We start from the raw sequence: 23,286 nt of genomic DNA on the forward strand, positions 1-23,286 counted from the left end.
AGAAATAAGAAGGTCATAGTTTACATAGTATCGAATACATTAATTCTGAAAGGTAGGTGATAAGATGGAGTGGTGGTTATTATGGCTTATCGCAGCAGGTGCTTTAATTGTAATAGAAATGCTGACACTAACCTTTTATTTGTTATGGCTAGGTATTGGAGCGCTTGCAGCAGCGGTTGTTGACTTAATTGTTCCTGATGCTTTATTGCTTCAAGTTATTGTTTTTTGTGTTGTGGCTGTACTGCTTACTATTTTTACAAAGCCGCTTACACGTCGTATTCAGGCTTCGAGAGGGTTTAAAGATACAATAGATGATCTGATTGGTATGAGTGGAACCGTTGTAGAAGAAGTTAGTGAAGATGCTCCGGGCATTGTTAAGGTAGGCAATGAAACGTGGAGCGCATCTGCCGATGAAACGATCAATAAGGGTGAGACGATTGTAGTTGTCAGTCGTGGAAGTGCAATACTTCATGTAATTAAACGAGGAGGGTGACGATATGGGCTACACCTTAGTTATTGTCTTACTTGTTATTGCGGTCGTTTTTATTTCTTTATCAGTAAAAATCATCCCACAACAAAGAGTTGGTGTTGTTGAAAGATTAGGTAGATTTAATCGATTATTGACTCCGGGAATTAATATTCTTATTCCAATTATCGATCATGTTAGAACGTATCATGATCTTCGTATTCAACAAGCGAATGTGCCTCCGCAAACGGTAATTACGAAGGATAATGTACAAGTAAAAATTGATACGATTATTTTTTATCAAGTGACAGGCCCAGAGCAAGCTACATATGGCATATCAGATTATGTATACGGTGTGCGAAATATAAGTACTGCAACAATGAGACAAATAATTGGTAAGATGGAGCTTGATGAAACGTTGTCAGGCCGAGAGAAGATTTCGACAGATATTCGTGTTGCACTTGATGAAGCAACCGAGAAGTGGGGCGTTAGAATCGAGAGGGTTGAAGTTATCGATATTCAGCCGCCAGTTGACATTCAGGACGCTATGGATAAGCAAATGAAAGCTGAACGTAGCAAACGAGCACTAGTCCTAGAAGCTGAAGCTGCCAAACAAGATATGATTTTACGTGCAGAAGGTGATAAACAAAGCAAAATCTTGAAAGCTGAAGGGGAAAAGGAAGCACGTATCCGTCAAGCGGAAGGTCAACGTCAAGCACAAGAATTGGAAGCTCTTGGTGAAGCAAAGGCAATTCAATCTATAGCTGAAGCAGAGAAACTTAGAATCGAGTTAATTAAATCTGCGGGATTGGACGAACAAGTATTGACTTACCGATCATTGGAAGCGTTAACTGACATTGCAAATGGTGCGGCTAACAAAGTGTTTATACCAACAAGAGCAGTAGAAACACTAGGTAGTATTGGAGCAATCGGAGAAATGTTAAAAGAGAGCAAAAAGTAATTTTTCTCTTTATTCTAGTTCATTCGATAGAAAGTAATTCGATAGAAAGTAAATCAAAACATTAGTCTATCAATCTTCTGAAAATATGCCTCTATCCATAGTCTATTATACCTGTCGGTCATAGATTAATCTCATACAATATGTAGAGGTGAATCTGTTGGCTAAGAAAAACTATGCTAGCCGAACGATAAGAGGCAAGCTTCGAGTTTGTCGTTATTTACTAACCGAGTCTCACATTGGAAAGTATGTACCACGCACCGTAAAATTCAACCGATTAAACTTAGAGATGATGTGCAGCAAATATTCCTCTCTATATGTTAAACCGGATATAGGTTCACTTGGAATTGGCATTTGTAAAATTAAAAAGTCAGCCGATGGTTATGTTTTGCAACGAATAGTAGGGAAAAGGCAGTTGAAAGAGCAGTATCGAAACGTATCTGATATCTATGCGAGTATGAATAGATCGAAACAGGGAAGTCTTATCATTCAACAAGGTATCGGACTAGACCGTGTTAATAATCGTCCTTATGATATTAGAGTTATGGTTCAGCGGAAGCCCGGTGGCTCATGGGTTTGTACAGGATATATGGTAAAAGTAGGGGTAGAAAATAAGATTGTGACTAACTATTATCAGGGTGGTTCAATCTACACACTAAATAAATTGCATAGTCAGCTGCAACTGACCAAAGAAGAAGGAGAACGTAGAAGAGGAAGGTTGACTACTGCAGCTTTAGATGTAGCTAAAGTGCTCAGCAAAAAGAAATCGGGCATGCATGAGATGGGTATTGATTTCGCTTATGATAGTGATCGCCGTCTATGGATATTAGAAGTTAATTCTAACCACCCTCAATTTCATCCATTGAAAAGTATAAACAGAAAAGCATTTGATAAGATGAAGGAGTATGCTGCTTCTTATGGTAGGTATGATGCTAAATGATAGTCAGAAACAGTAGAACAAGGGAATGCTTGGTCTGCTGTTTTTTGTATGTTTCTAAAATATAGCTTGATAAACTAATGTCGTTAGTTTATTATAAAACTAATGATATTAGTTTACTGGAGGAGCTACCATACGATGAGAATGATTCGTGAAGGAAATGTTGTACAACTTACTTATTTGCCATTATTATTTCCTGTAAATTGTTATTTGGTTGAAGAGGAAAATGAGCTTACTTTAGTGGATACGGCACTACCGAACAATGTAAATGCTATTTTGAAAGCGGCAGAGAAAATCGGGAAACCTATTACACGTATCGTACTTACCCATGCACATAATGATCATGTAGGTGGCTTGGATGGTTTGAAAAAAATGTTGCCGCAGGCTACGGTTTATATATCCGGAAGAGATGCTATTCTTCTTAAGGGCGACTCTTCGCTTAAGAAGGAAGAAGGAAACTTACCTATTCGAGGTGGTATACCTAATAATATAAAAACAACACCTAATCTGTTATTGAGTGATAATGATAGAATAGGCTCATTACTTACGATTGCTACACCAGGTCATACACCGGGGTCGATGGCATTTTTGGATGAACGTAGTGGTATTCTTATTGCTGGAGATGCTTTTCAGACACGCGGTGGAATAGCAGTATCAGGGCATATGAAGTTATCCTTTCCATTTCCTGCACTCGCTACATGGAATCCAGCTTTAAGTTTAGACAGTGCAAGAAGATTGGCTAGTTTGAAGCCTACAGTATTAGCAGTTGGGCATGGGAACATGTTGTTAAGTCCTATGGAAGCTATGAACAAAGCCATTCATAATGCAGAACAACGTATAATAAAGAAAGGAAGTATGAACAGTCATGTCACCTAGAAGAGGACTCGATTTAGGAATCATCGTTGCGGCGGCTACTGAAATCGCTGATACAGTTGGATTTGAGGAAATAACTTTAGCATCACTCGCTAGTCGGCTTGGTGTAAGATCACCGTCTCTATATAATCATGTTGATGGGTTACCTGCACTAAAATCTCATTTAGTTACGCATGGTCTCAATCAATTGAATGAGGCGATTAAAGCTGCTTCAGGCACAAATCAAACGCGCGGAAAAATAATTGCTATAGCTGACGCTTATTTATTGTTTGCACGAAATCATCCCGGTTTATACGAATTGACATTGCGTGCTCCAACCGCAGAGCAACCAGAACAAATGAGACTTGGATCAGAGATTGTTGAAAGTCTTGTTGCTGCTCTATCGATTTATAAATCATCTGAAGAAAAGGCAGTTCATGCTGTTAGGGGACTAAGAAGTATACTACATGGTTTTGCTTCGATTGAAAAAAGTGGCGGCTTTGGAATGGCTTTAGAAGTGAATGACAGTATTACATTTGTTCTGAATAGTTTTTTGAACGGACTTGAAGAATAGTAACTAAAGCTGTACAAATGCGGATGCTTGTAATTATTCATTAATCAAAATAAGGCGCTGCCTACATTGCATGAAGCAATGTGAGCAGCGCCCTATTATTATTGAACGATAAGATTAGTAAAGGGAAATTGTAAGTGAGTCACGCTCGTAGTAGGAATGAAGCGTTGCTTCACTGCCTACAATTTCTACACTAATTAAAGAGGTAATACATTTTTTGAGTGCATTTTTGCCTGTCGTAATTTTGCGATTAAGTACGGTTGTTAGTTTCTCTACTGATTGTTTGTTCGTATCTGTTAAATATACAGGTATCGTTTTATTCTGGAAGATTAACATTGTTTTCATGGTATTGCCTCCATCCTCTGAAGGGGTTTCTTTTTAGTCTAACGTATAAATATTAAATGATTCTTAAAATTCGGTGTGCAAAAGATTACAAGTTTCTAATAAAGTCGCAATCTTACACCATAATACGGACATTCTACGTAAAAGTCGCATTAATTATAAGAAAAATGATGATTTTTTGAAGACAATTATGTAATTAGTTCGATTGTGTGTCAAATCTGCAAATCTAGTAGGATTGAATCTGGCTCTACCATCCCTACCACTCATCTAAAGTTTAATTAGCATAACATACGGTGTACCGCAGACGCCACGCAAAAATCACGCAATTACTCTTTCGGTATTTAAAAAAGCAAGGACAAAATCACATAAAAAGAGAGTAATAAAATAGCTAGTTTCCAGTGCTTTAGCTCTATATAATGAAACTCATAAGGCAAATTGACACATGTAAGACATCATAATATCTATCAAAGGGGAGTAGCACTTTTATGAAACGGATGGGCATTGGTCTACAGTTGTATACGGTTCGTGAAGCTACAGCGGTAGACTTCGAGGATACACTTCGTAAAGTTGCAGCAATAGGTTATGAGGGTGTTGAGTTTGCAGGATATGGAAATATTAAAGCAGAAGACATGCGTGACCTACTTCAAGAATTAAAACTGACTGCAATCGGAAGTCATATTGGACTTGAGAAACTTGAGAACAACTTAGAGGGTGAAATTACATACCTTAAAACAATCGGAGCTAAATATGCGATATGTCCATGGCTGTCCCCTGAACTTCGTAGTGAGCAAGCATGGAGAAACCATATGGTTGCATTCGAGCATTATGGGAAACGATTTATTGAAGAAGGTATCACATTTGCATACCATAATCATGAGTTTGAATTTGAAGTAGAGGTTGACGGGAAAAGTGCATTCGATGCGCTTTATGATGAAGTATCTCCGCATTTTTTACAGGTTGAAATGGACATCGGCTGGGTACAATTTTCCGGTAATGATCCGATTGCATATATTAATAAATACAGCGACAGACTTCCATTACTACATGTAAAGGATTACCGTACGAAACCGACCGATGGTGCAATTGAAACGGTTGAACTTGGCAGGGGAACGTTACAGTTACAGTCAATTATCGAAGCTGCATCGGAAACATCTGTAGAATGGCTTATCGTTGAGCAAGACGTATGTACGAATCCGCCGCTTCAGTCCGTAGAAGAGAGTTTTAATTGGATGAAAACAAATTATTTGAATCAATTTAAATAGAAGGCAGGGAATAGCTTATGTCAAAAATACGTGTAGCGATTATTGGGTGTGGCTCCATTTCTAAATACCGTCATGTACCGGAATATGCGGCTAATGCTAATGTGGAACTTGTAGCTTTCGTCGATCCTGTTATAGAACGTGCTGAGAAATTTGCAAAACAACATGGTGGCAAAGCATTTGCGGATTATAAAACGATGCTGGCAGAAGTTAAGCCTGATGCTGTAAGTGTTTGTTCACCGAACGCGTTACATGCTTCAATGAGCATTGATGCAGCAGAAGCGGGGGCTCATGTATTAGTAGAGAAACCAATGGCTGTTACAGATGAGGAAGCAGAAGCAATGATAAAAGCAGCAAGTGATAATGGCGTTTACCTCATGGTTGGTCACAACCAGCGATTAATGCCTCCACATGTGAAGGCAAAACAACTATTAGATTCAGGCATCCTTGGAAAAGTGTTAACATTCAGGACATCATTTGGCCATCCTGGGCCAGATTCTTGGAGTATCGATGGCGCAAACAGCTGGTTTTTCCGTAAGGAAGAAGCATTGATGGGTGCTATGGGTGACTTAGGTGTTCACAAATCTGATCTCATCCGTTGGTTGTTGAACGATGAGGTAGCGGAAATTGGTGCTTTCGTCAGCACTTTGCATAAGGAAAATACGGAAGTTGATGATAATGCATCATGTATTCTTCGTATGAACAGTGGAGTAATTGGTACGCTAGTAGCTAGTTGGACCTATTATAGAGGTGAGGACAATAGCACTATTTTATGGTGTGAAAATGGTGTTTTGAAAGTTGGTACCCATCCTGATGATCAGGTAATTGTTGAGCTTCGTAATGGGCAAGTAGATAAATATAAAGTTGGAGATATTGCAACGAATGACAAGCAACTATCTAGCGGCATAGTAGATGCATTCGTAGAAAGCATCATTACAAATACGAAACCTACTATTTCGGGAGAAGAAGGGCGCGCCTCCTTAAAAGTCATTCTTTCAGCTTTCGAATCTCAAGAAACAGGAAAATTCGTTCGTGTAAATGAATAATAAGTATTTCGAAAGTTAGCACCTCCTTTTGCTCAATTTGAGCAAAAGGAGGTGTTTTTTGTTCTATTTATACGGATGAGTAGATTCTAATAATGCAGGAACCGCGTACATTTAGGCACTATTTTCAAGCGTTTGGAAATTTTTGAGCCATGAAACACCCTACCCCCCATGCTAAGATAAGTGGCATCGGGACAAGCAACAACAAACTATCATGCTCAGGAGGAATTGAATTATGAAAATGCAACCTATACGCATTGGCGTGGCCAGCTTACTTGCAGCAACGATGATCGGTTCGGGTATCGCAGCTCCAAAGGCTGAAGCCGCTACAATTACGAAGTCTTACATTAAGGTGCATGCCTTTTATATGAATCACCAATCTCTTAACGAGATCGCACAAAAATACGGAATAGATTTAAGTAAGTTTAATGTCACGATTAAATGGCCTTCAACTGGTGGTGGTATTAATCCAACACCGAAGCCAACGCCGGTGCCGACACCGAAGCCAACACCGGTACCTACGCCGAAGCCAACGCCGGTGCCGACACCGAAGCCAACACCGGTACCTACGCCGAAGCCAACACCAGTACCGACACCGAAACCAACACCAGTTCCTGAAACTGGGACGATGCAAAACCAAGTGGTTACGTTAGTGAATCAAGAACGTGCTAAAGCTGGACTACCAGCACTTCAGACGGACGCACTATTGAATAAAGTAGCTACTGAAAAAGCAAGAGATATGGACGTAAACAATTACTTCAGTCATACATCACCAACCTATGGATCACCATTTGATATGATGCGTACCTTTGGTGTGAAGTACAATTCTGCTGGTGAGAACATTGCATCAGGACAACGAACAGCTGCACAAGTAATGAATGATTGGATGAATAGTCCAGGTCACAAAGCTAACATCATGAACAAAAGCTTTACGAAAATCGGCGTTGGTTATGTAAACGGCGAATGGGTACAAATGTTTACTGGCTAACATTAGCCATCATTTTTATCAGAACGTTAAAGGTTTTCACCTTTAACGTTCTGTATCATTCATTATTTTTGGAGGTAATACATCTTGAAGAAAACATTAATAGCAAGCGCAGCAATAGCACTTTCAATCGCACTATCCGCAGGTACAGCACAAGCATCAGCACACACACATACTGTAATTAACAATGATACATTCTGGAAGCTTTCGCTTCAATATAAAGTTCCAATGAAAAAGATTATGGATGCAAATGCATGGATCGATCCACTAAATATGCAAACAGGAATGAAAGTTAAAATTCCTGGTGTATCCAAAGTTACTTCCAACTCACAGAACAGTCCAACTATAATTCCAACTGGCAAGACGGTAACTGCTGCTAGTGGTGAAGTACTTTCTTACTCCAAGCAATTGTCAGTGAAAGCAACTGCATATACGGCAGCTGCCTCTGAGAATGGAAAATGGGGAGCAGTTGATTACTTTGGCAATAAACTTAAAGTTGGAACAATTGCTGTTGATTCCAAAATGATTCCGCTTGGAACAAAACTCTATATTACAGGCTATGATTATAACGGTTTGCCAAGTGGCGGAATGATTGCAACTGCAACAGATATGGGCGGTTCAATTAAAGGCAATCGAATCGACATCTTTGTACCTGGCACTACACAACAAGCGAGTAAGTTTGGCATTCAGAACGTTACAGCATATATTTTAAAATAATACAAACAACCGTAACCGGCGAATATCTTCTTAATGATGATATTCGCCGGTTTTTATTATTAACGGTAAGCTCTTTTTCCTATAAGCTCAGGTAAAGTGACGAGATCATACCCTTTGCTTTGTAGCTCTTCTATGAGAATAGGTAGTGCATCAATTGTGCCAGACAAGCTTTGACCTACTCCTCCACCAGCATGTTGTAGGATGATGGAACCAGGCTGAAGTGTCCGATTAATGTTGGCGATGACTTGTGAACTGCTCGGGTTTTTTTTCCAATCCTCTGAATCAACATCCCAGTTTACGATTGTGTAACCATTTTGTTTCCCCCATATAACTTGTTGAGGTAACAGATCCCCATAAGGTGGGCGAATAAGTCTTGGGGATAGACCACTTATGTTTTTAATAATACGGTTTGTTTGTAAAATTTGTTTTTGAAACTGAGCAGTAGTTAGCTTAGAGAAGATGGCATGGTTATAAGAGTGGTTACCTATAATATGCCCTTCATTTTTTATTCTTCTCACTAATGCCGGATGTTTGGCTGCTCGCTCGCCAACAACAAAAAAAGTCGCACGAATATGATGTTCCGCCAAAATATCTAATACAGCAGGTGTATATCTCGGATCGGGCACATCATCGAATGTAAGTGCCACTTTCTTCTGTTCCCTCGAGCCGCTCATCATAAAGGCACCAGGGTATTGTTTTTGTAGCTTAACCCAGGATACTTTTACAGCTCGTTTAGGAGGACGGTTTTTGTTTGGGTTATTTTTGTTTTGATTTTTTTGCGAAGATGGTTGCCGCTTAACCGTTTTTTTTGAATTGTTGTTGTTCGATTGCTCAGGTGCAAAAGTTTCGATACTCCCGTTAATGCTTAAAGAAGGAGCGGGAAGCGTAGTGGATAGAATAGCACTTATAACGAGAAACGAAAACAGCCTTATTAGGCGTTTGGTAGTTTTTTTAGGCATTCCCCTCATCCGTTCTTTTCAAATTTGTATGGTGGTATATGTACTTTCTCCGTCATAAGTTATATTCATTCGTGAAATTGTTAAATACTCATTTTCAAGCGAAACAAAAAGACCCGAATCCAATGATTAGGACTCAGGTCTTACTTGTCGTTTATTTCATTTTAAATACTTGAATCGTTCGTTGAAGTTGTGTTGCCATAGTGAGCATTCGCTCAGTTTCTTGTACAACTGCTTGAACAGAAGCAATTTGTTCATTCATTGAAGCAGATACTTGCTCAGTACCAGCTGCTGATTGCTGTGTTATTGCTGAGATGTTTTGAATCGCACCAGATATTTGTTGAGCACTCTCGAGCATAACATCGCTTTCTTTAGAAAATGCATAAATTTGTGTTGTTATAAATGTAATGCTTTGTTCAATTTCTTTGAATACGAGCTCAGACTGTTTAATATGCTCCGTTTGCAGGCTAACAACTTCTTCATTTACTTTCATGTTGCTAATCGCTTGTTTGATACCTTCATCGATACTTTTTACAAGATTAAATACTTGTTTGGTTGAAGCAGTAGATTCTTCCGCAAGTTTACGTACCTCTTGAGCAACAACTGCAAATCCTCTTCCATGTTCACCTGCTCTAGCTGCTTCAATAGAAGCATTAAGGGATAGCAGGTTTGTTTGCTCAGCTATGTCTGAGATCGTAGTTGTAATTGCGGATATTCCTTGTGCTTTGCGTGCTAAATCTTCTATTGTTTCGGATACTTTTGCAGTTGCGTCTATGTTGCGTTTCATCCCTGTTGCTTGAACTTCCAGAGCATGTTTACCTTTCTCAACAAGCTCTATCGTTTGCTCAGATCGGTCGTTCATTTCTTTGGTGGAATGGGCATATGCAGCAACTTTCTCTTCAATCTCATTAATGGAAGCGCTCATATCAGTAACATCTTCTGAGATCTCATTAGCTCCAGTAGCAAGTTCATGAGCAGATGCAGCAACCTGTTCCATTGCTGTTTGAACGTTGTTGTTTTTTTCGAAGATGCTGCGACTAGTTTCGGATACATGTTTTATAATGTTAGAAGTTTCAGTTAAGATGTCACGAAGCTTGTCTACCATACTGTTGAAGGAATGGCCTAACTCGCCAGATCCCGAATTTGTTGATGTGTCAATCTTTTGTGTAAAGTCACCTTTGGAAATTCGGTAAGCTGCGCTAGTTATTTCGTCAAATGAATATGTAATCGACTTTTCTACAAATGATGTAAATGGGTACACGACGAGAGCAACAATAATAGTACCAATGACGATTGCAAGCATATTTTCGCCCATAATTGCAGTAACAATAAGTGTAGCGATAGCAAATAGTGCTAAATATAAATAAGTTGTAATCAATAGTTTGTTGCGCACAGATTGTGAGTAGTACCATCGAATCATCATGTAAGCGCTCCCTTACTTGGAATATCCATATTATAACACTGAGCTCGAAAATGGTCTATATTTGTCGAAGTATTTTCAGTCTTTTTTAAGCAGGACTTAAGTCCCATTCGTATAGGCACAAAAGCGCAGAAAACCTTTCGGAAAATACTATGAATTTTTTCGGTGAACATTGCTTTTAGTGATGCTAACATTAAGGAAGTCGATGTAATATCTAGTTAATATTTGTCGAATTACATGATAAATTGTCGAAATTGAGGAGGCTTTCAAGAATGGAAATGACTTCGGTTTCTCTTGCGCGACAGGTAGATTTTGTTTTTCGGCAACTAGAAGGAGAATTAACGAATGCTTCAGCGGGTACTGTATTAATACATATTCGGAACAATGCAGTAGGAAAATTCGGGATGAAACATCATCCTATTGAAAGTAAAAATGGAAAGATTGAGCATTGTGACAAAGGTTTGACGCCTGCACAAGTACAAGCTTTTCGCCAAATGGCGATTGATGCATTAAAGTACAGAAAAGATTGGACGCATGGTGAGATTTTGTATGACTTTTCGGTACGTGCGAGCACAAACTCTTGGTCGGCTAGTGTTCTTTATGAATCAAACTACAATATGGCTACTTGGAATAATAAATACGTTCCGCAATTAAGACAACAACAAACACTACGTGATTTTCAATAAATAAGCGCTGTAATTAAATAAACAATGGCTACGGTAATTGAGTAGCCATCGTTTGTTTAATGGTTTTAGTATCCAAATTGGAGATCAGGATAAACATAAGGCGAAGCCGGTGCATCGATTCGTGTTATCGAAGTGACATCAATCGTTATTATTTCGTTTTCATTGTACATAGATGTTGTGAGCTTCCCCGTCACACTTACCCATTCATCTGAGCCATATTCATTTGCCTGTGGCCATTTAATCATAAGACCGTAAGGTAAAGAATCCGCAGAACAACAGTTCATAGCAAAGCGGCTAACAGCTAGGCGATCTTGCCCCATGTCTTCCTCTCGATAAACAAATCCACTTATTTCGATTTCTTTACCGATAAAGGCATTTCTGTATAAATCGAGTGTAGTTAAAGTTTCAATAAATTGCTTCTCAGGAACTTGAATGAGTGATTGTTCATAAAGGATTTTCCCATATTTCGCATGATCAATTGTATAATCATCGAATGGAAATAACTCATCAACCAAAGCGGAAGAACTTGCTTCTATAACCCCTTTGCGCGTAATCGATTCATTGCCAGAGAAGCTAACACCTTTTTTGGCTGCGAGAGAACTTCCGAGTGTTCCAGTTGGGAAAATGAAGCCAATAAGTAATGGGAATAGAAATAAACAGTATATGACCGTATTTTTAAACTTGGAAGGTGAAGGATGATGAGAACATCCACAATCTGCTGTATGTTTGTGTACTCGTTTTTGTAATGCGGCATAGAACTGATAAGCAGCGGCGGCGTAAAGACCTAGTGCAGATAACTTAACAAGCAATTCCATGCGTGGAGCGATATAAAGTGAAATTTCACCTGTATGGAATAAGTAGAGGATTAATAATGAAAATCCTGTTAATATGGTGCCGCGAATAAGATGGTGGATCATAGTAACACCCCCACTAAAAGTGCACCAGTTAAAGTAAGAACTGCAGTGAGCGCAATAAGTATGAGTACGATTTTTACTTTAAAAGTAGATAACATCATTAACGTATTTTTGAAGTCAATCATCGGGCCGAACACTAGAAATGCAAGCAATGGACCTTGCTGGAAAATACCACTGAATGAAGATGCTATAAACGCATCTGATGTCGAACAAATCGATAAGATAAAAGCAAATATCATCATAAAGAAGTAAGAAAATAGGGGTTGATCTGCAAAGGAGACAAGAGTGCTTCTGTCGATAGCCGTTTGGATAATAGCTGTTAGAAATGCGCCAAAGATCAAATATTTCCCCATCTCAAAAAACTCGTCTGATGCATGAGCAAGAGTTGCAGACGTTCTACCACGAACTTTATTTCCTTTTGGTTCTATTGGTTGTGTACTTATCATATGAAAAGGAGCTTGGCTAGCAGCAGATACACCTGTTAGATGAATAGGTTGATTATCTCCCCGCAAGGGGCTCGATTTAACAAACTTTGCGAATATAAATCCGATAATGATCGCTACTACAAAAGCTAGTCCCATCCGATAATAGGCCATTTCGGGTGTCGTTCGAAAAGCTGTGAATGTGGAAGTATATACGATTGGATTAACGATTGGTCCAGCGAGTAAATAAACGATTCCTATGTATGAGGGCATTCCCTTGCGAATTAATCTGCGGATGACTGGAATCATACCGCATTCGCACAGTGGAAACACGATACCAAGAAGTCCACCGAAAAGTACGCCCGCTATCCGATTTCGAGGTGTGAACTTGCGAATCATGGCGTCTGTGACGAACACCTGTAGTACGGCTGAAAATAAGACGCCAAGTAAAATAAACGGAAATGCTTCTAAAATAATACTAATAAATAATATTTTGAAGGATTGCAAGTTTGCTGTTTCAAAGAGAGAAGTAAGGGCTGACGGCAACTCACGATTCGTTGCTATTAGAGCGAGCATGATAAGGCATCCAGTTGCTAAGGCAGGTGTACCAAATCGAAAAATCATTTGTCGCATGAGGAGTTCCCTTTCTTAATTGTAATTATTACGATTGATCGTTTTAGTATAACATATGCAGTTTGTTTTGCCGATAGGACAACTTTTTAAATCTTTGCGCTTGTAAGCTAAACTCAGTTGTAACTTCACAACAGTTGCCATTAGCGGTGAACGTATGCGGATGACTTTGTTTAAAGCTAAATGGGATGGAAAAGAATTTGTATGCGCAGGTAGAAAAAATGGTTTTATTGAAGTAGCGAGGATAAAATTAGAAATAATTAGCCACCACCGTGAGTAACAATGCGGTGGCTTTAGAATCGTTTACGGTGAAATTCAACGTATCTTATTTCGTATCTTCTGAGGTTACTTTTTCATTCTTTCTTCTAAGTCTAGCCTTAACGATAAAACCTGCTCCCACACTAAACAAGGAAAGTAAGCTAAAGAGTAGTACAAGCCAACCATTATGACTGATGGAGATAGCTGTTGCACTCATAAACAATATAGATAAGCTGGCAAAAAATATCGATAGTGATTTAGACATTTATATAACACTCCTTAGATGGTTTGAAGTCGATCCAAATATTTTTTTAGAATCCAGCATAGTTTTTAAGACGATGCACATAATAACTTTGCAAGCTTGCAACACATCAAAGTGCAGAGGACGAAAGGAGAAATACCTTATGGCAGGAAGCAACCAACTAATTGTCCCACAAGCAACGCAAGCACTAAATCAACTAAAACTTGAGGCAGCGCAAGAACTCGGAGTACAAATTCCGGCGGATGGCTACTACGGAAACTTATCCACTCGCGAGGCAGGTTCACTTGGTGGATACATTACGAAGAAGCTAGTCCAAATTGCTGAACAACAATTGTCCGGCGGCTACCGTTAATCGCTTCTCATACACAACGATGGTTCAAATGAACGAAGCCCAAGGGAAACCTTGGGCTTTGTTTATGTTTCAAGTTCCGTCGTAACGAATAAAGCCCCTTCCCATTGTGCAGGAAGGGACTTGCTCTCGTCAATGTTAATACGTATCCATTCGTAGTCTCTTCATTAATCTTTCATCACTTAACCATCCGACATAAGAACCAACAGTTTCATATTGTTTGTTCATTAGCAATACAGCTACAAATGGATATTGCTTGCGATGTCGGTATCTTACATCTGACCATCTGACCTCGTAGCCCCAACTGTGCTCCTTCACATCTGCACAAGCAAAGCTTGTAAAATAAAGAAAGGAACGCACCGAAGCATCATTTTTTGATTTTTCTACCGCGGGATGATTGGAACATTGCACTTTATCCATCCAACGAAGTGAACTGCCGCGTAGATTACCTATAGAAAACGTTCCATCAGCGGAATGTTTCACAATATTCCAAATCGATAGCGATATGGTTGGAATAGCGAAATAAGTATCTCCCTTGTGATGGCCTTTATCTTTGGCTGGAAGTGATTTGACTGTACGACGAGCATCGAATGTTCGCCATATGAAGTAAATAGTAAGGAACAAATACATGAACGGAAACAGAGTGGCGGGATTTACGAGATTGGCTGCCCAAAGTAAAATAGCTATAATATGGACTGCGAATATGACAGGATCGAAGATATGGATAATGTTCCAGGAGATCCACTTTTCTTTGAATGGTCGCATCGCTTGAGTACCATAGGCATTAAATAAGTCTGTAAATACATGAAGCATAACGGACAATAGCACCCATCCTCCTACATGTAGCCAAGGCAAGCTTCCTCTGTACAACAACTGGAGTATTCCAGTAATTGCAATTGTCCAAACAAAGATGGCAGGAATGGAATGGGAAATACCGCGATGATTCCGGATATAACAGGCATTCCCTTTTAGCCTGAGTAGATTGTCTAGATCGGGGGCTTGTGATCCAGCGACTGTGCCGATGAGTACTGCCGTTAAAATAGTTGGATTTGCTGCTACTACTGGATCTATCGTTGCAAGCCCAGCAAGGCCAATGCCCATAACAAGATGTGTTCCTGAATCCATAAGGCGGAAACCTCCCTAATAAAATAATTAGGATTAGTATTAGCTCAGCAAGGGAACTTTATCAATATAAGTGAGAGGAGTCATTATTAAGATGTACATTTGTTTTGCAGAGTATCGTATTATGCCGGAATTTATTGATCAATATTTGGCAGAAGTAACAAGGTTGCAACAATTTGAAAAGCGACAAGTAAAGTTATTTGAAGGAACGGATCAGCCAGGTTTATTTGTTGAAATATGGTCTGCGGAACATGCAGAGGAAGCTGAACAAATAAAAAAAGAACGCTGCGATGAGCGTTCTTCATGGTTTGAGCTTTCACAATGGATCGTGGGCGGTCCAGCAAAGCTCCATGTGTGGACGTTTAAGCCAGTTGTTCCAAATGTAACTAAGGACGACCAACAGGATTAAGGTGTGGGATCGTAAACCTGAATTAACTAGCTGCTAATAGGTGTACTAGGTGTGACCACACTTCCTTGGAACGGATATTCGTATTTGATTGGCTCGTCAAATGTTACATAATCCAAGTTCAGCATTAGTAAGAGGTAGCGCATGCCCGTTGATGGATCACTAATAACGATATGATCCCGTCCAGCTGCCTCGATGATGCCTTTGAAAATTTTGGCGTTCCACTCGCGATTGTTTTCGTAAGTCATATAAAATGTAGCAAGCTTACCACGGTTGAGCCTAAGAATATTTTCTACATAGGATTCTTCCGCCGCAGGAATGGTAACGATATTGCCGCCGCTTGGTGTAACAAAGGCACCGCTTGGTACATTAGTTGGAGGTATTGTGCCTCCTGCGCCGGATGATTGCATAGAAGATATCGTTGCCGCTTGCCCTGTCATGTATGGTTGAGCATATTGTGGATAGCCCGCGCCGTACCCATAGGGCTGATTCATTCCATAGGGAGAAATGTTTGGACCCGCATTTGATATACTCACTTGCTGTTTGTATCCATAACCATTGATCATACTTGTTTATCCTCACTTTCGCACGTTAGAAATCGTTTCTTAGAACACGGCAGGACATTCGCCAGCTTGCGGGACGAAGAAGCAATGCGCTTTGTATCTTCCGCTGTTAGCCTGATCCCACCAAGTGGCTGGGCATCCGCCCGTTGGTCGATAAAACCATAGTGCATTTGAAGCAGGGTGCTGCCGCTCACCATTAATCACTCGTTTTGCGAGTCGAATTTCGCTTTCTCGTGCTTTCTGATAAAAATAACTTTTTTGGACAGCTTCGTAGCCTCCAGGGCTTTGATAAACCATGTCCGGGATAGATCGTATGTTTTTGAAATCGAGACAATTGCCGCGTATTCGATTGACGCCGACATTACCAACCATAAGCATGCCGAGCTCGCCTTCGCCCTCAGCTTCTGCTCTGAGCAACCGAGCAAGCATCTTCGTATCTTCTGCGTTCGTTTTGATAACGGCCATAGACTAGATCCCTCACTTCCCTTCGTGATCTGATAGGCGTTACACCACATGGTTATTGTATTTGCGGATAGGCGAATTGGTTACTAAAGAAATTCAAATGAATTGTCACATATTGAGTGTCGAATTATTGAACAAAGGCGAGGAACGTTGTCACCGTACTATTTTTTCTGTATGATTAGAGTCGATTCATCAATGAAAGATAGACGTTTCAAACGTCTTGACGCATAACTTGGGAGGCTAGCTTCGTGCTGAAGGATTTGATTGATTTAACCAAACCACGACTCCTGCAACTGAACATGTTCGCTGCACTAGGCGGTTATATGGTTGCTGCTAAGTGGGACATTGATTTTTGGATTATGTTCTGGATGCTGATTGGGTCTACTCTAACGATGGCATCAGCTACAGTTGTAAATAACTACTGGGATCGTGAGCTGGACAAGAAGATGGAGCGTACCAGAAATCGTGCATTGCCAACGGGCAGAATGAAACCTGGCCCAGTGCTTGCGTACGGTCTAATAATGGGCGTAGCAGGGATATCGATACTGTTTCTTCTCGTAGAACCGATAACGGGTTGGCTTGGTTTGATAGGTTGGTTGGTATACATCGTGATTTATACGATGTGGCTGAAACGTACTTCGACTTGGAGTACTTCAATTGGGGGTATTTCTGGTTCAATGCCACCTGTAATTGGGTATTGTGCAGTTACTGGTGAAGTTGATGCAGGTGCGTTGTTATTGTTCGCCTTGTTGTTTTTATGGCAGCCTGCTCACTTCTGGTCGCTTGCGATTCGACGTGTGGAGGAATACCGTGAAGCGGGATATCCACTTTTGCCGGTAGTTAAAGGTATTAAGCGTACGAAGTTGCAGATGATTCCTTACGTTTTTCTTCTATTACCAACAGTAGTGTTATTGTACACGTATAACTATGCAGGTATTTATTTCTTAATCATTTCAGTCGTTTTCTCTTTAATTTGGCTTGTCCACACACTCAAAGGCGTATCTGCTAAAGATACGGAGAAATGGGCAAAAACGAACTTTTTAATTTCTGTCAATTATTTAATGGTTGTATTTATCGCGATGATCGCTAACACGACATTCTCATAACGTATTAATCTGGTAACAAGATCGTTCAAAGTAAAAGCTGTAAAATGTTATGGGAGAGTGATTGGAAATGAGTTTCTTAAGCAAACATGGCTTTAAAATTGCAGTATTAGCATTATGTGCAGTGATGGGCATCTATTTACTTTTTACTTATGTTTGGAAACCAGAAAAACCAATGCCCATTCAGCAAGCAGCTCCTGCATTTGAGATGAATGACATCAATGGAAATAAAGTTTCATTAGCATCTACGGATGGCAAGGCGAGAATCGTTTATTTCTACTTTGCAAATTGTCCGGATGTTTGTCCACCAACGACTTTCTTGCTTTCTGAAGTTCAAGAGAAGCTAAGAGAACAAGGCACACTTGGAGAAAAAGCTGAACTCATCTCGATTACGTTTGATCCGGAGCGTGATACGCCTGAGGTGATTCGTGAATTTGCAGGCAGGACCTTCGCAGAATTTGAAGGTTGGCATTTCTTAAGGGGCGAGGAAAAAGAAACAATCGAACTTGCCAGAAACTTTAATGTAGGTGTGAAGAAGGACGAGCAAGCAAATTCCTTCATCCATATGAATATCATTACATTAGTTGATAAGAACGGTCAGGTTCGCGAATGGATTAACGGTAGCGATGAAGAACTAACTGCTGATTACATCGTGAAGCAAATCAATAAATTGCTTTAAAATTCATGTTTGTTCCATAATGAGGCGGGACCCAGTGCAGGATAAATAATATGCGCTTCGAGACCCGCCTTTTCTAATTGTCCGATTAAATAATCCTCTGGTGTATGTTCAACCCCCGGATAACCTCTTCTTGTATAGATATGTTCTGCATCTGGATACAACTCTCTAATTATACGGCGGATTCTTCTCCCTGAAGAATCATTATCTGTAAATATAAAGACGTGGCTATCGCCAATATCCTTCTGCAGCTTCTCCAGTTGATCCGTACCAGGAGTTCCAAAGGTGCAATAAATACTTATCGAATTGCCCAGTACTCTCCGTAACTTAGCCCGGTCATTTTTTCCTTCTACTACGATTGCAATATCCATTCCTGTCCCTCCATACATTCGTTCTACGGATAGTTTATCATCTAATGTCCAAAAGATAAAAAGGCAAGCGGACAGTTTGGCAACTGCCGCTTGCCTAAGATCGACTTGAAATCAGCTTACCAAAATCCTGAACATACAATGATTACTAGTAAAATGAACAACACAAGAATTGTGCCTACATTATTATGACGGTGGTGGTGCTGGTGATGATGGTGGTGGTCTTTTACACATGACATCTATGGAGTCACCCTCTTTCTTGTAGTTAAACGTCTGTATGACCCGCATTTTACGATTCTCATCGCCTTCTGGTCATTTGACTCACCGTATTGTATGTGGGAGGGAGACGAATGCCTTGTGCGAATACCTATACCCCTTTAAAATGGGTGTTTGGTGGTACAGTTATGGAACGAATTTTATAGAACGGAAGTAGCGATAAAGCTAACATCAAAGCAATAAAAGCAATATAGTAAGGTGATACATAATCGCGAAGTTGACCCGCTAGCATGGGACCAAGGAATGCACCGATCGAAAAAGCGATCGATAACATTGAGAAGGTCCGCCCATATCTCGAACCTCCACTCATTTCAATGAGCAGTGTTGAAAGTGCGGGTAGAATAATGCCTTTTGCCATACCTACACCAAAGAGCATGACCGCAAGTGGGATTGGAGCATCAGTAGCAATTGTGAAATACAGCATTGCAAGACATAACGCACCTAATAAGGTGCGATAAAATGCAGGAAAGCGATTCAAAAAAAACATGCTGAGAGTGACTAGTGCGCCGATACTTATTACAGAGAAGAGTAAACCTGTCGTCATCATAGCATCACGTGTTTTTGCAAGTAGAGGCAACTCGAAGGACAATATGCCTTGAGCGCAGCTGATCGCTACTGGTAATAGAAAAATAAGCCAAGGAAGTGGCACAGTTTTGTCTGGCTCAGCTTTTAATTTATTTTTTGAAAGTAGCTGCTCACTAGTTTCTGCTGGTTTGTTATCTAGCTTGCGATTGATATCTCTAATGAATATGAGTGCACAAAGAGCGGTCACGATCAGAACCCAGCCAAGAACAGTGAATGCTGTTCCGAAACCGATTTTGGCTACTAAATATGCGCCTGCTGCTGGTGAGACGACAGAAGCAAGTGTATGGACTAGTCCATTGCCGGCCATTAGTTTACCTTGTTCGGAACGATCATCCGTTAGTCGAGCTAACAAAGCTAAGCATGCAGGGGAAAGGAAAGCTAATACGAACCCGCTAATCGAGCGTAGGATAAGCAATTGCCATGGGTTTGTGACATAAGCTTGGAATAGTAAGACTACGCCGGCTGCAAACAAGCTAAATACGATGAATAGCCGACTGCCGTAACGATCGACACCGAATCCTGCTATCAGATTTCCAGGCAGATGTGTAATCGAATACAAGCCCATCATTAGTCCAATGAATGAGGGCGCCGCCCCAAGTGAGATTGCAAATGGGGTAAGAATGGGGTATTGCGCATGCAGATCGAAGAAAGCGACGAATAGAAACAAATATAACCATAGAGCAGTTTTCACAGGCAAAGCCTCCTTGCACATTTCCTTGATATCTACTTGTACGTTAAAATAGGACAGGATATGTCTGATGATTGAAGAGATAACGTTTACGCTCTTTCTTGTGTAGGCTATAATATTTTGTAATGAGGTAACGTAAGAGATATAATGGAGGGGATCACATGAATTTTTTAGATTTTGCATCGTATGACTGGGATACTTGGATGACGTTTCTGCAAGAAAACTGGTTTGTGTTAGCAATTGGACTTATCGTTTTGATTCTCGTAATACGTATCGTAAAAACAGTTGTGAAATGGGCACTAGTTGCGGCAGTTGTTATTGGACTTGTTGTTTATAGCGGTTATACGCTCGATGATGTAAAAGAAATTGGGACAAAAGTAATGGCCAGTGTAAAAGATGAAGCAATAAATGCAATGGTAGGGGAAGCTAAGGAAGCTAAATATACGTTAAATGATGATGGTACGTATACGATTACAACAAAAAATATTGATCTAAAAGGTAAGGTTGGGGATAGTGAAGTTAAAGTATCCCTTCACAACGCCCCATATGTAACATTGGAACTTGAAGGTGCAATTAAACAATTCATTGATCAAGCAAAGCAAAATGGTTAGTTGCAGGTATATATACCTGCATTGATTGGGAGTGAGAGAAATGCAGGATGATCCACAAAAACGTGATGTTGACAATCGGCGGAATTTTTCGTTCCGTCTGAACTTTTTTTTCTTTATTACATTTGCTCTTTTTAGTTTGTTAATTGTTAAGCTTGCTGTATTACAGTTTGTAGAGGGCCCCAAGCTAAGTGCTGAGGGTGCTAGAAAAAGTACAAGAGAAGACTCTATCCCCCCGATACGAGGCAATATCTATGATTCCAATGGACATCCTATAGCCTATTCTACGTCTACACAATCGTTGTATTACAGCCTTCAGCCAGGAAGTAAAAAGACAAAAACTACAGGTGAAAAAGCTCGGGAGACAGCAGAGCAATTAGCTAAAGTGTTTAGTGAGCATGGCGATAAGACGAAGAAAGCTATGACAGTGGACGATATTATACGCCAGATGGATTTGAAGTTTGCGCGGAACAATCTTTCAACGCCTAGGCGGATCAAGTCAGGACTTACAAATGCAGAAGTGGCTTATTTCTTAGAAAACCGAACAGCGTTTACTGGAATAGAAGTAATGGAAGAAAGCGTTCGTAATTACGACCAAGATTCCATAGCTACACAATTGGTTGGTTATTTGAAAAAGTATAAGGGTGTACGTTTGGATGTAGACTTTTATAAAGATAAGTTAGATGAGACTGAAGCAACACTTAAATATTTGGAAGAGGAAGAAGTTGGGTTAGACGGACTGGAGTTTATGTACCAGGATATATTGCGGGGCAAAAATGGGGTCAAGTCGTATCCTGTTAACAATCAAGAGCATATAATTGGTCCAGTACAGATTACAAACCCAGTTAAGGGCTCTGACTTGTATTTAACGATAAACAAAGATGTGCAGCTTAAGACAGAAGAAGCTATTATGAAACATCTTGAAGTTATTCGTAAATCATCAAACCAATATGAAAGAGCCACTTCTGCACATACAGGTTATGCCGTTGCAATGGAAGTTGAAACGGGTAAAATTGTGGCAATGGCAAGTATGCCTGATTACGATCCTAATATTTGGGCAGGCGGATCAATTAGTCCCAAAGACTACGAAAATTTCGGCCACGTTCTCTTAAACGGAACGATTCGAACAGCGTATGGCCCATACAAAGAAAAAGCAGAGCGGGATAAACATCCTTCCTCTTTGTTGCCGCTTGGCTCAACGATCAAACCTTTAACGGTATTGGTTGGACTGCAAGAGGGACTTTTTACTCCTTCAACCATTTATAACGATACAGGCGTGTTTACGTATGGTAAAAAGGGATATGAAACGTATATCCGAAATTCACAAAATAAAAGACCTGGTCCTATTGATGGAGCAGATGCGATAGCAGAATCTTCTAACCCATTTATGTCTGCAATGATCGGCGATAAGCTTTACAAACGCGGTTCAGTTGGAGGTAAGTCGAGCCTTGAGATTTGGGACGACTACATGAAGCAATTCGGATTAGGTGTATTGACTGGGAGTGGTCTGCCAGGCGAGCATAAAGGAATAATCGAATATTTTGCGGAGGAACAATCATCGGGTAGTGCACAATCTCCACTTATTCAAGCTTCCTTTGGTCAGCAAGGACGATATACAACTTTGCAACTCGCTCAATATACAGTCATGTTGGCTAACCGAGGCAAACGTGTGAAACCACAATTTGTTAACGAAATTCGTAGTAGCAACGGTGAAGTGCTTCAAAGCTATAAGCCAGAAATATTAAATTCAGTCGACTTCGCAGAAGCTTATTGGAAAGAAATTGAAGATGGAATGTCTAGAGTTAGTGTACGAGGTTTCGATGGCTTCCAGCATCAATTTATGCGTAAGACAGGTACATCTGAGCAAGATGTAGCCGGACCAAAGGATGCAAATAATGCGGTATTTATTGCGTACGCGCCAGCAAAAAATCCAAAACTTGCAGTAGCGGTTGTTATACCAGATGGCGGCTTCGGAAGTTATGGTGCTGCACCAATTGCTAGACAAATTTTCGATGCTTATGATGCAGAAATTGGTCTCACTGGTGTTCCGAATGTGGCACTAAAGAACAAATTAAATGCAACTTCACAAGGCAGTGTACCAACTAACACAGCAACGAATACAGATCAACCTGCTCGGGAAGAGGATGCATCTGAGGAGTAAGAGTAGAATAATTGTAACAACTAAATGACTTATAAAAGATGATTCCTGCTGTAGTAAGCAGGGATCATCTTTTTTTTTGTCGGATCTTGTACGAATAAAAAAATGTTGCACATGAGAAACATTTTTGTGTATACTTAAAAAAAAGGCGCATGGCTAAATAAACTTCATGAGGGCAAGTTCACGTAATTTGCTTTTTAAAATAATTATGGGCTGTAAGAGACAGCTATCAGGAGGGTAAACG

The 23,286-nt window shown here is 40.1% G+C and carries 27 protein-coding genes; 16 read left to right on the top strand and 11 right to left on the bottom strand.

Features of this window, described 5'->3' with window-relative positions; all coding sequences use genetic code 11:
- Window positions 1-64 precede the first annotated feature (64 nt).
- From I6N90_RS15310 to I6N90_RS15330, 5 genes are all read left to right on the top strand, one after another.
- Entirely contained in the window at window positions 65-493 is a 429-nt protein-coding gene (locus I6N90_RS15310; protein ID WP_197936458.1) for an NfeD family protein, read from the top strand.
- Between the two features lie 4 nt (window positions 494-497).
- The gene (locus tag I6N90_RS15315) at window positions 498-1,427 is read left to right on the top strand and encodes an SPFH domain-containing protein (protein ID WP_197936459.1); all 930 of its coding nucleotides are present in this window, start codon (window positions 498-500) and stop codon (window positions 1,425-1,427) included.
- Window positions 1,428-1,584: 157 nt separating this feature from the next.
- Window positions 1,585-2,364, top strand: coding sequence for a YheC/YheD family protein (locus I6N90_RS15320; RefSeq protein WP_197936460.1), 780 nt, complete (start codon window positions 1,585-1,587; stop codon window positions 2,362-2,364).
- Window positions 2,365-2,499: 135 nt separating this feature from the next.
- Window positions 2,500-3,237 carry an MBL fold metallo-hydrolase gene (locus tag I6N90_RS15325; protein WP_197936461.1) on the top strand — a complete coding sequence of 246 codons (738 nt, stop codon included), beginning with the start codon at window positions 2,500-2,502 and terminating at the stop codon, window positions 3,235-3,237.
- Complete coding sequence (locus I6N90_RS15330; protein WP_197936462.1) at window positions 3,227-3,787, top strand: TetR/AcrR family transcriptional regulator; 561 nt, start codon at window positions 3,227-3,229, stop codon at window positions 3,785-3,787. The genes I6N90_RS15325 and I6N90_RS15330 overlap by 11 nt, the downstream gene beginning before the upstream one ends.
- 114 nt (window positions 3,788-3,901) lie before the next feature.
- On the opposite strand, the gene I6N90_RS15335 is transcribed toward I6N90_RS15330, so the two are convergent.
- Entirely contained in the window at window positions 3,902-4,129 is a 228-nt protein-coding gene (locus I6N90_RS15335) for a 3-dehydroquinate dehydratase (RefSeq protein WP_197936463.1), read from the bottom strand.
- Window positions 4,130-4,611: 482 nt separating this feature from the next.
- Between I6N90_RS15335 and I6N90_RS15340 the strand changes: the two genes are divergently transcribed.
- The 4 genes from I6N90_RS15340 to I6N90_RS15355 all read left to right on the top strand — a co-directional run bounded on the left by I6N90_RS15340 (window position 4,612) and on the right by I6N90_RS15355 (window position 8,130).
- Window positions 4,612-5,388: a sugar phosphate isomerase/epimerase family protein gene (locus I6N90_RS15340; protein WP_197936464.1), complete on the top strand. Its 777-nt coding sequence runs from the start codon at window positions 4,612-4,614 to the stop codon at window positions 5,386-5,388.
- A gap of 17 nt (window positions 5,389-5,405) precedes the next feature.
- Window positions 5,406-6,431, top strand: a complete 1,026-nt coding sequence (locus I6N90_RS15345) for a Gfo/Idh/MocA family protein (protein WP_197936465.1) — start codon at window positions 5,406-5,408, stop codon at window positions 6,429-6,431.
- A 232-nt stretch (window positions 6,432-6,663) separates the two neighbouring features.
- Window positions 6,664-7,416, top strand: coding sequence for a CAP domain-containing protein (locus I6N90_RS15350; RefSeq protein WP_197936466.1), 753 nt, complete (start codon window positions 6,664-6,666; stop codon window positions 7,414-7,416).
- 84 nt (window positions 7,417-7,500) lie between these two features.
- Window positions 7,501-8,130, top strand: coding sequence for a 3D domain-containing protein (locus tag I6N90_RS15355; protein WP_232243012.1), 630 nt, complete (start codon window positions 7,501-7,503; stop codon window positions 8,128-8,130).
- Window positions 8,131-8,189: 59 nt separating this feature from the next.
- Here I6N90_RS15355 and I6N90_RS15360 read toward each other — a convergent pair whose 3' ends face one another.
- Together I6N90_RS15360 and I6N90_RS15365 are read right to left on the bottom strand one after the other, a co-directional pair.
- Complete coding sequence (locus I6N90_RS15360; RefSeq protein WP_197936467.1) at window positions 8,190-9,089, bottom strand: polysaccharide deacetylase family protein; 900 nt, start codon at window positions 9,087-9,089, stop codon at window positions 8,190-8,192.
- A 151-nt stretch (window positions 9,090-9,240) separates the two neighbouring features.
- Window positions 9,241-10,503, bottom strand: coding sequence for a HAMP domain-containing methyl-accepting chemotaxis protein (locus tag I6N90_RS15365; RefSeq protein WP_197936627.1), 1,263 nt, complete (start codon window positions 10,501-10,503; stop codon window positions 9,241-9,243).
- Window positions 10,504-10,778: 275 nt separating this feature from the next.
- On the opposite strand from I6N90_RS15365, the gene I6N90_RS15370 reads away from it, so the two are divergent.
- Window positions 10,779-11,192 (top strand): O-methyltransferase, encoded by a 414-nt coding sequence (locus I6N90_RS15370; RefSeq protein ID WP_197936468.1) that lies wholly within the window; start codon window positions 10,779-10,781, stop codon window positions 11,190-11,192.
- A gap of 65 nt (window positions 11,193-11,257) precedes the next feature.
- On the opposite strand, the gene I6N90_RS15375 is transcribed toward I6N90_RS15370, so the two are convergent.
- The 3 genes from I6N90_RS15375 to I6N90_RS15385 all read right to left on the bottom strand — a co-directional run bounded on the left by I6N90_RS15375 (window position 11,258) and on the right by I6N90_RS15385 (window position 13,681).
- Window positions 11,258-12,109, bottom strand: a complete 852-nt coding sequence (locus tag I6N90_RS15375) for a TIGR03943 family putative permease subunit (RefSeq protein ID WP_197936469.1) — start codon at window positions 12,107-12,109, stop codon at window positions 11,258-11,260.
- Window positions 12,106-13,161, bottom strand: a complete 1,056-nt coding sequence (locus I6N90_RS15380; RefSeq protein ID WP_197936470.1) for a permease — start codon at window positions 13,159-13,161, stop codon at window positions 12,106-12,108. The genes I6N90_RS15375 and I6N90_RS15380 overlap by 4 nt, the downstream gene beginning before the upstream one ends.
- 322 nt (window positions 13,162-13,483) lie before the next feature.
- The gene (locus I6N90_RS15385) at window positions 13,484-13,681 is read right to left on the bottom strand and encodes a DUF2244 domain-containing protein (protein ID WP_197936471.1); all 198 of its coding nucleotides are present in this window, start codon (window positions 13,679-13,681) and stop codon (window positions 13,484-13,486) included.
- Window positions 13,682-13,820: 139 nt separating this feature from the next.
- Between I6N90_RS15385 and I6N90_RS15390 the strand changes: the two genes are divergently transcribed.
- A complete protein-coding gene (locus I6N90_RS15390) occupies window positions 13,821-14,030 on the top strand; it encodes an alpha/beta-type small acid-soluble spore protein (RefSeq protein WP_197936472.1) in 210 nt (69 codons plus the stop codon).
- A gap of 135 nt (window positions 14,031-14,165) precedes the next feature.
- Here the strand turns inward: I6N90_RS15390 and I6N90_RS15395 are convergent, their stop codons facing one another.
- Complete coding sequence (locus I6N90_RS15395) at window positions 14,166-15,152, bottom strand: metal-dependent hydrolase (protein WP_197936473.1); 987 nt, start codon at window positions 15,150-15,152, stop codon at window positions 14,166-14,168.
- A 91-nt stretch (window positions 15,153-15,243) separates the two neighbouring features.
- Between I6N90_RS15395 and I6N90_RS15400 the strand changes: the two genes are divergently transcribed.
- Window positions 15,244-15,558, top strand: coding sequence for a hypothetical protein (locus tag I6N90_RS15400; protein WP_197936474.1), 315 nt, complete (start codon window positions 15,244-15,246; stop codon window positions 15,556-15,558).
- 26 nt (window positions 15,559-15,584) lie between these two features.
- Here the strand turns inward: I6N90_RS15400 and gerQ are convergent, their stop codons facing one another.
- Both gerQ and I6N90_RS15410 read right to left on the bottom strand, forming a co-directional pair.
- The gene (gene gerQ, locus I6N90_RS15405; RefSeq protein ID WP_442950964.1) at window positions 15,585-16,049 is read right to left on the bottom strand and encodes a spore coat protein GerQ; all 465 of its coding nucleotides are present in this window, start codon (window positions 16,047-16,049) and stop codon (window positions 15,585-15,587) included.
- A 111-nt stretch (window positions 16,050-16,160) separates the two neighbouring features.
- Window positions 16,161-16,583: a cell wall hydrolase gene (locus tag I6N90_RS15410; RefSeq protein ID WP_197936476.1), complete on the bottom strand. Its 423-nt coding sequence runs from the start codon at window positions 16,581-16,583 to the stop codon at window positions 16,161-16,163.
- A gap of 245 nt (window positions 16,584-16,828) precedes the next feature.
- Between I6N90_RS15410 and cyoE the strand changes: the two genes are divergently transcribed.
- Entirely contained in the window at window positions 16,829-17,686 is an 858-nt protein-coding gene (gene cyoE / locus I6N90_RS15415; protein WP_197936477.1) for a heme o synthase, read from the top strand.
- Between the two features lie 67 nt (window positions 17,687-17,753).
- Window positions 17,754-18,362, top strand: coding sequence for an SCO family protein (locus tag I6N90_RS15420; RefSeq protein ID WP_197936478.1), 609 nt, complete (start codon window positions 17,754-17,756; stop codon window positions 18,360-18,362).
- Here I6N90_RS15420 and I6N90_RS15425 read toward each other — a convergent pair.
- Both I6N90_RS15425 and I6N90_RS15430 read right to left on the bottom strand, forming a co-directional pair.
- Window positions 18,359-18,730, bottom strand: a complete 372-nt coding sequence (locus I6N90_RS15425; RefSeq protein ID WP_197936479.1) for a toprim domain-containing protein — start codon at window positions 18,728-18,730, stop codon at window positions 18,359-18,361. The two genes, I6N90_RS15420 and I6N90_RS15425, sit on opposite strands and share 4 nt — an antisense overlap.
- Window positions 18,731-19,094: 364 nt before the next feature.
- Window positions 19,095-20,279: an MFS transporter gene (locus I6N90_RS15430; RefSeq protein ID WP_197936480.1), complete on the bottom strand. Its 1,185-nt coding sequence runs from the start codon at window positions 20,277-20,279 to the stop codon at window positions 19,095-19,097.
- 158 nt (window positions 20,280-20,437) lie between these two features.
- Here I6N90_RS15430 and I6N90_RS15435 point away from each other — a divergent pair, with 158 nt between their 5' ends.
- Window positions 20,438-20,887: a hypothetical protein gene (locus I6N90_RS15435; RefSeq protein WP_197936481.1), complete on the top strand. Its 450-nt coding sequence runs from the start codon at window positions 20,438-20,440 to the stop codon at window positions 20,885-20,887.
- A gap of 40 nt (window positions 20,888-20,927) precedes the next feature.
- A complete protein-coding gene (locus tag I6N90_RS15440) occupies window positions 20,928-23,045 on the top strand; it encodes a peptidoglycan D,D-transpeptidase FtsI family protein (protein WP_197936482.1) in 2,118 nt (705 codons plus the stop codon).
- Window positions 23,046-23,286 lie beyond the last annotated feature (241 nt).

Origin of the sequence: Paenibacillus sp. GSMTC-2017, from assembly GCF_016019935.1 — a bacterium.
Taxonomy (GTDB): domain Bacteria; phylum Bacillota; class Bacilli; order Paenibacillales; family Paenibacillaceae; genus Pristimantibacillus.

Coding starts and splice junctions, on each gene's coding strand:
- I6N90_RS15360 (WP_197936467.1), bottom strand. CDS start 9,089: ATGCCTAAAAAAACTACCAAACGCCTAATAAGGCTGTTTTCGTTTCTC.
- I6N90_RS15350 (WP_197936466.1), top strand. CDS start 6,664: ATGAAAATGCAACCTATACGCATTGGCGTGGCCAGCTTACTTGCAGCA.
- I6N90_RS15315 (WP_197936459.1), top strand. CDS start 498: ATGGGCTACACCTTAGTTATTGTCTTACTTGTTATTGCGGTCGTTTTT.
- I6N90_RS15420 (WP_197936478.1), top strand. CDS start 17,754: ATGAGTTTCTTAAGCAAACATGGCTTTAAAATTGCAGTATTAGCATTA.
- I6N90_RS15390 (WP_197936472.1), top strand. CDS start 13,821: ATGGCAGGAAGCAACCAACTAATTGTCCCACAAGCAACGCAAGCACTA.
- I6N90_RS15385 (WP_197936471.1), bottom strand. CDS start 13,681: ATGTCTAAATCACTATCGATATTTTTTGCCAGCTTATCTATATTGTTT.
- I6N90_RS15410 (WP_197936476.1), bottom strand. CDS start 16,583: ATGGCCGTTATCAAAACGAACGCAGAAGATACGAAGATGCTTGCTCGG.
- I6N90_RS15345 (WP_197936465.1), top strand. CDS start 5,406: ATGTCAAAAATACGTGTAGCGATTATTGGGTGTGGCTCCATTTCTAAA.
- I6N90_RS15310 (WP_197936458.1), top strand. CDS start 65: ATGGAGTGGTGGTTATTATGGCTTATCGCAGCAGGTGCTTTAATTGTA.
- I6N90_RS15435 (WP_197936481.1), top strand. CDS start 20,438: ATGAATTTTTTAGATTTTGCATCGTATGACTGGGATACTTGGATGACG.
- I6N90_RS15395 (WP_197936473.1), bottom strand. CDS start 15,152: ATGGATTCAGGAACACATCTTGTTATGGGCATTGGCCTTGCTGGGCTT.
- I6N90_RS15375 (WP_197936469.1), bottom strand. CDS start 12,109: ATGATCCACCATCTTATTCGCGGCACCATATTAACAGGATTTTCATTA.
- I6N90_RS15370 (WP_197936468.1), top strand. CDS start 10,779: ATGGAAATGACTTCGGTTTCTCTTGCGCGACAGGTAGATTTTGTTTTT.
- I6N90_RS15440 (WP_197936482.1), top strand. CDS start 20,928: ATGCAGGATGATCCACAAAAACGTGATGTTGACAATCGGCGGAATTTT.
- I6N90_RS15340 (WP_197936464.1), top strand. CDS start 4,612: ATGAAACGGATGGGCATTGGTCTACAGTTGTATACGGTTCGTGAAGCT.
- I6N90_RS15425 (WP_197936479.1), bottom strand. CDS start 18,730: ATGGATATTGCAATCGTAGTAGAAGGAAAAAATGACCGGGCTAAGTTA.
- I6N90_RS15380 (WP_197936470.1), bottom strand. CDS start 13,161: ATGCGACAAATGATTTTTCGATTTGGTACACCTGCCTTAGCAACTGGA.
- I6N90_RS15400 (WP_197936474.1), top strand. CDS start 15,244: ATGTACATTTGTTTTGCAGAGTATCGTATTATGCCGGAATTTATTGAT.
- I6N90_RS15335 (WP_197936463.1), bottom strand. CDS start 4,129: ATGAAAACAATGTTAATCTTCCAGAATAAAACGATACCTGTATATTTA.
- gerQ (WP_442950964.1), bottom strand. CDS start 16,049: ATGAATCAGCCCTATGGGTACGGCGCGGGCTATCCACAATATGCTCAA.
- I6N90_RS15330 (WP_197936462.1), top strand. CDS start 3,227: ATGTCACCTAGAAGAGGACTCGATTTAGGAATCATCGTTGCGGCGGCT.
- I6N90_RS15325 (WP_197936461.1), top strand. CDS start 2,500: ATGAGAATGATTCGTGAAGGAAATGTTGTACAACTTACTTATTTGCCA.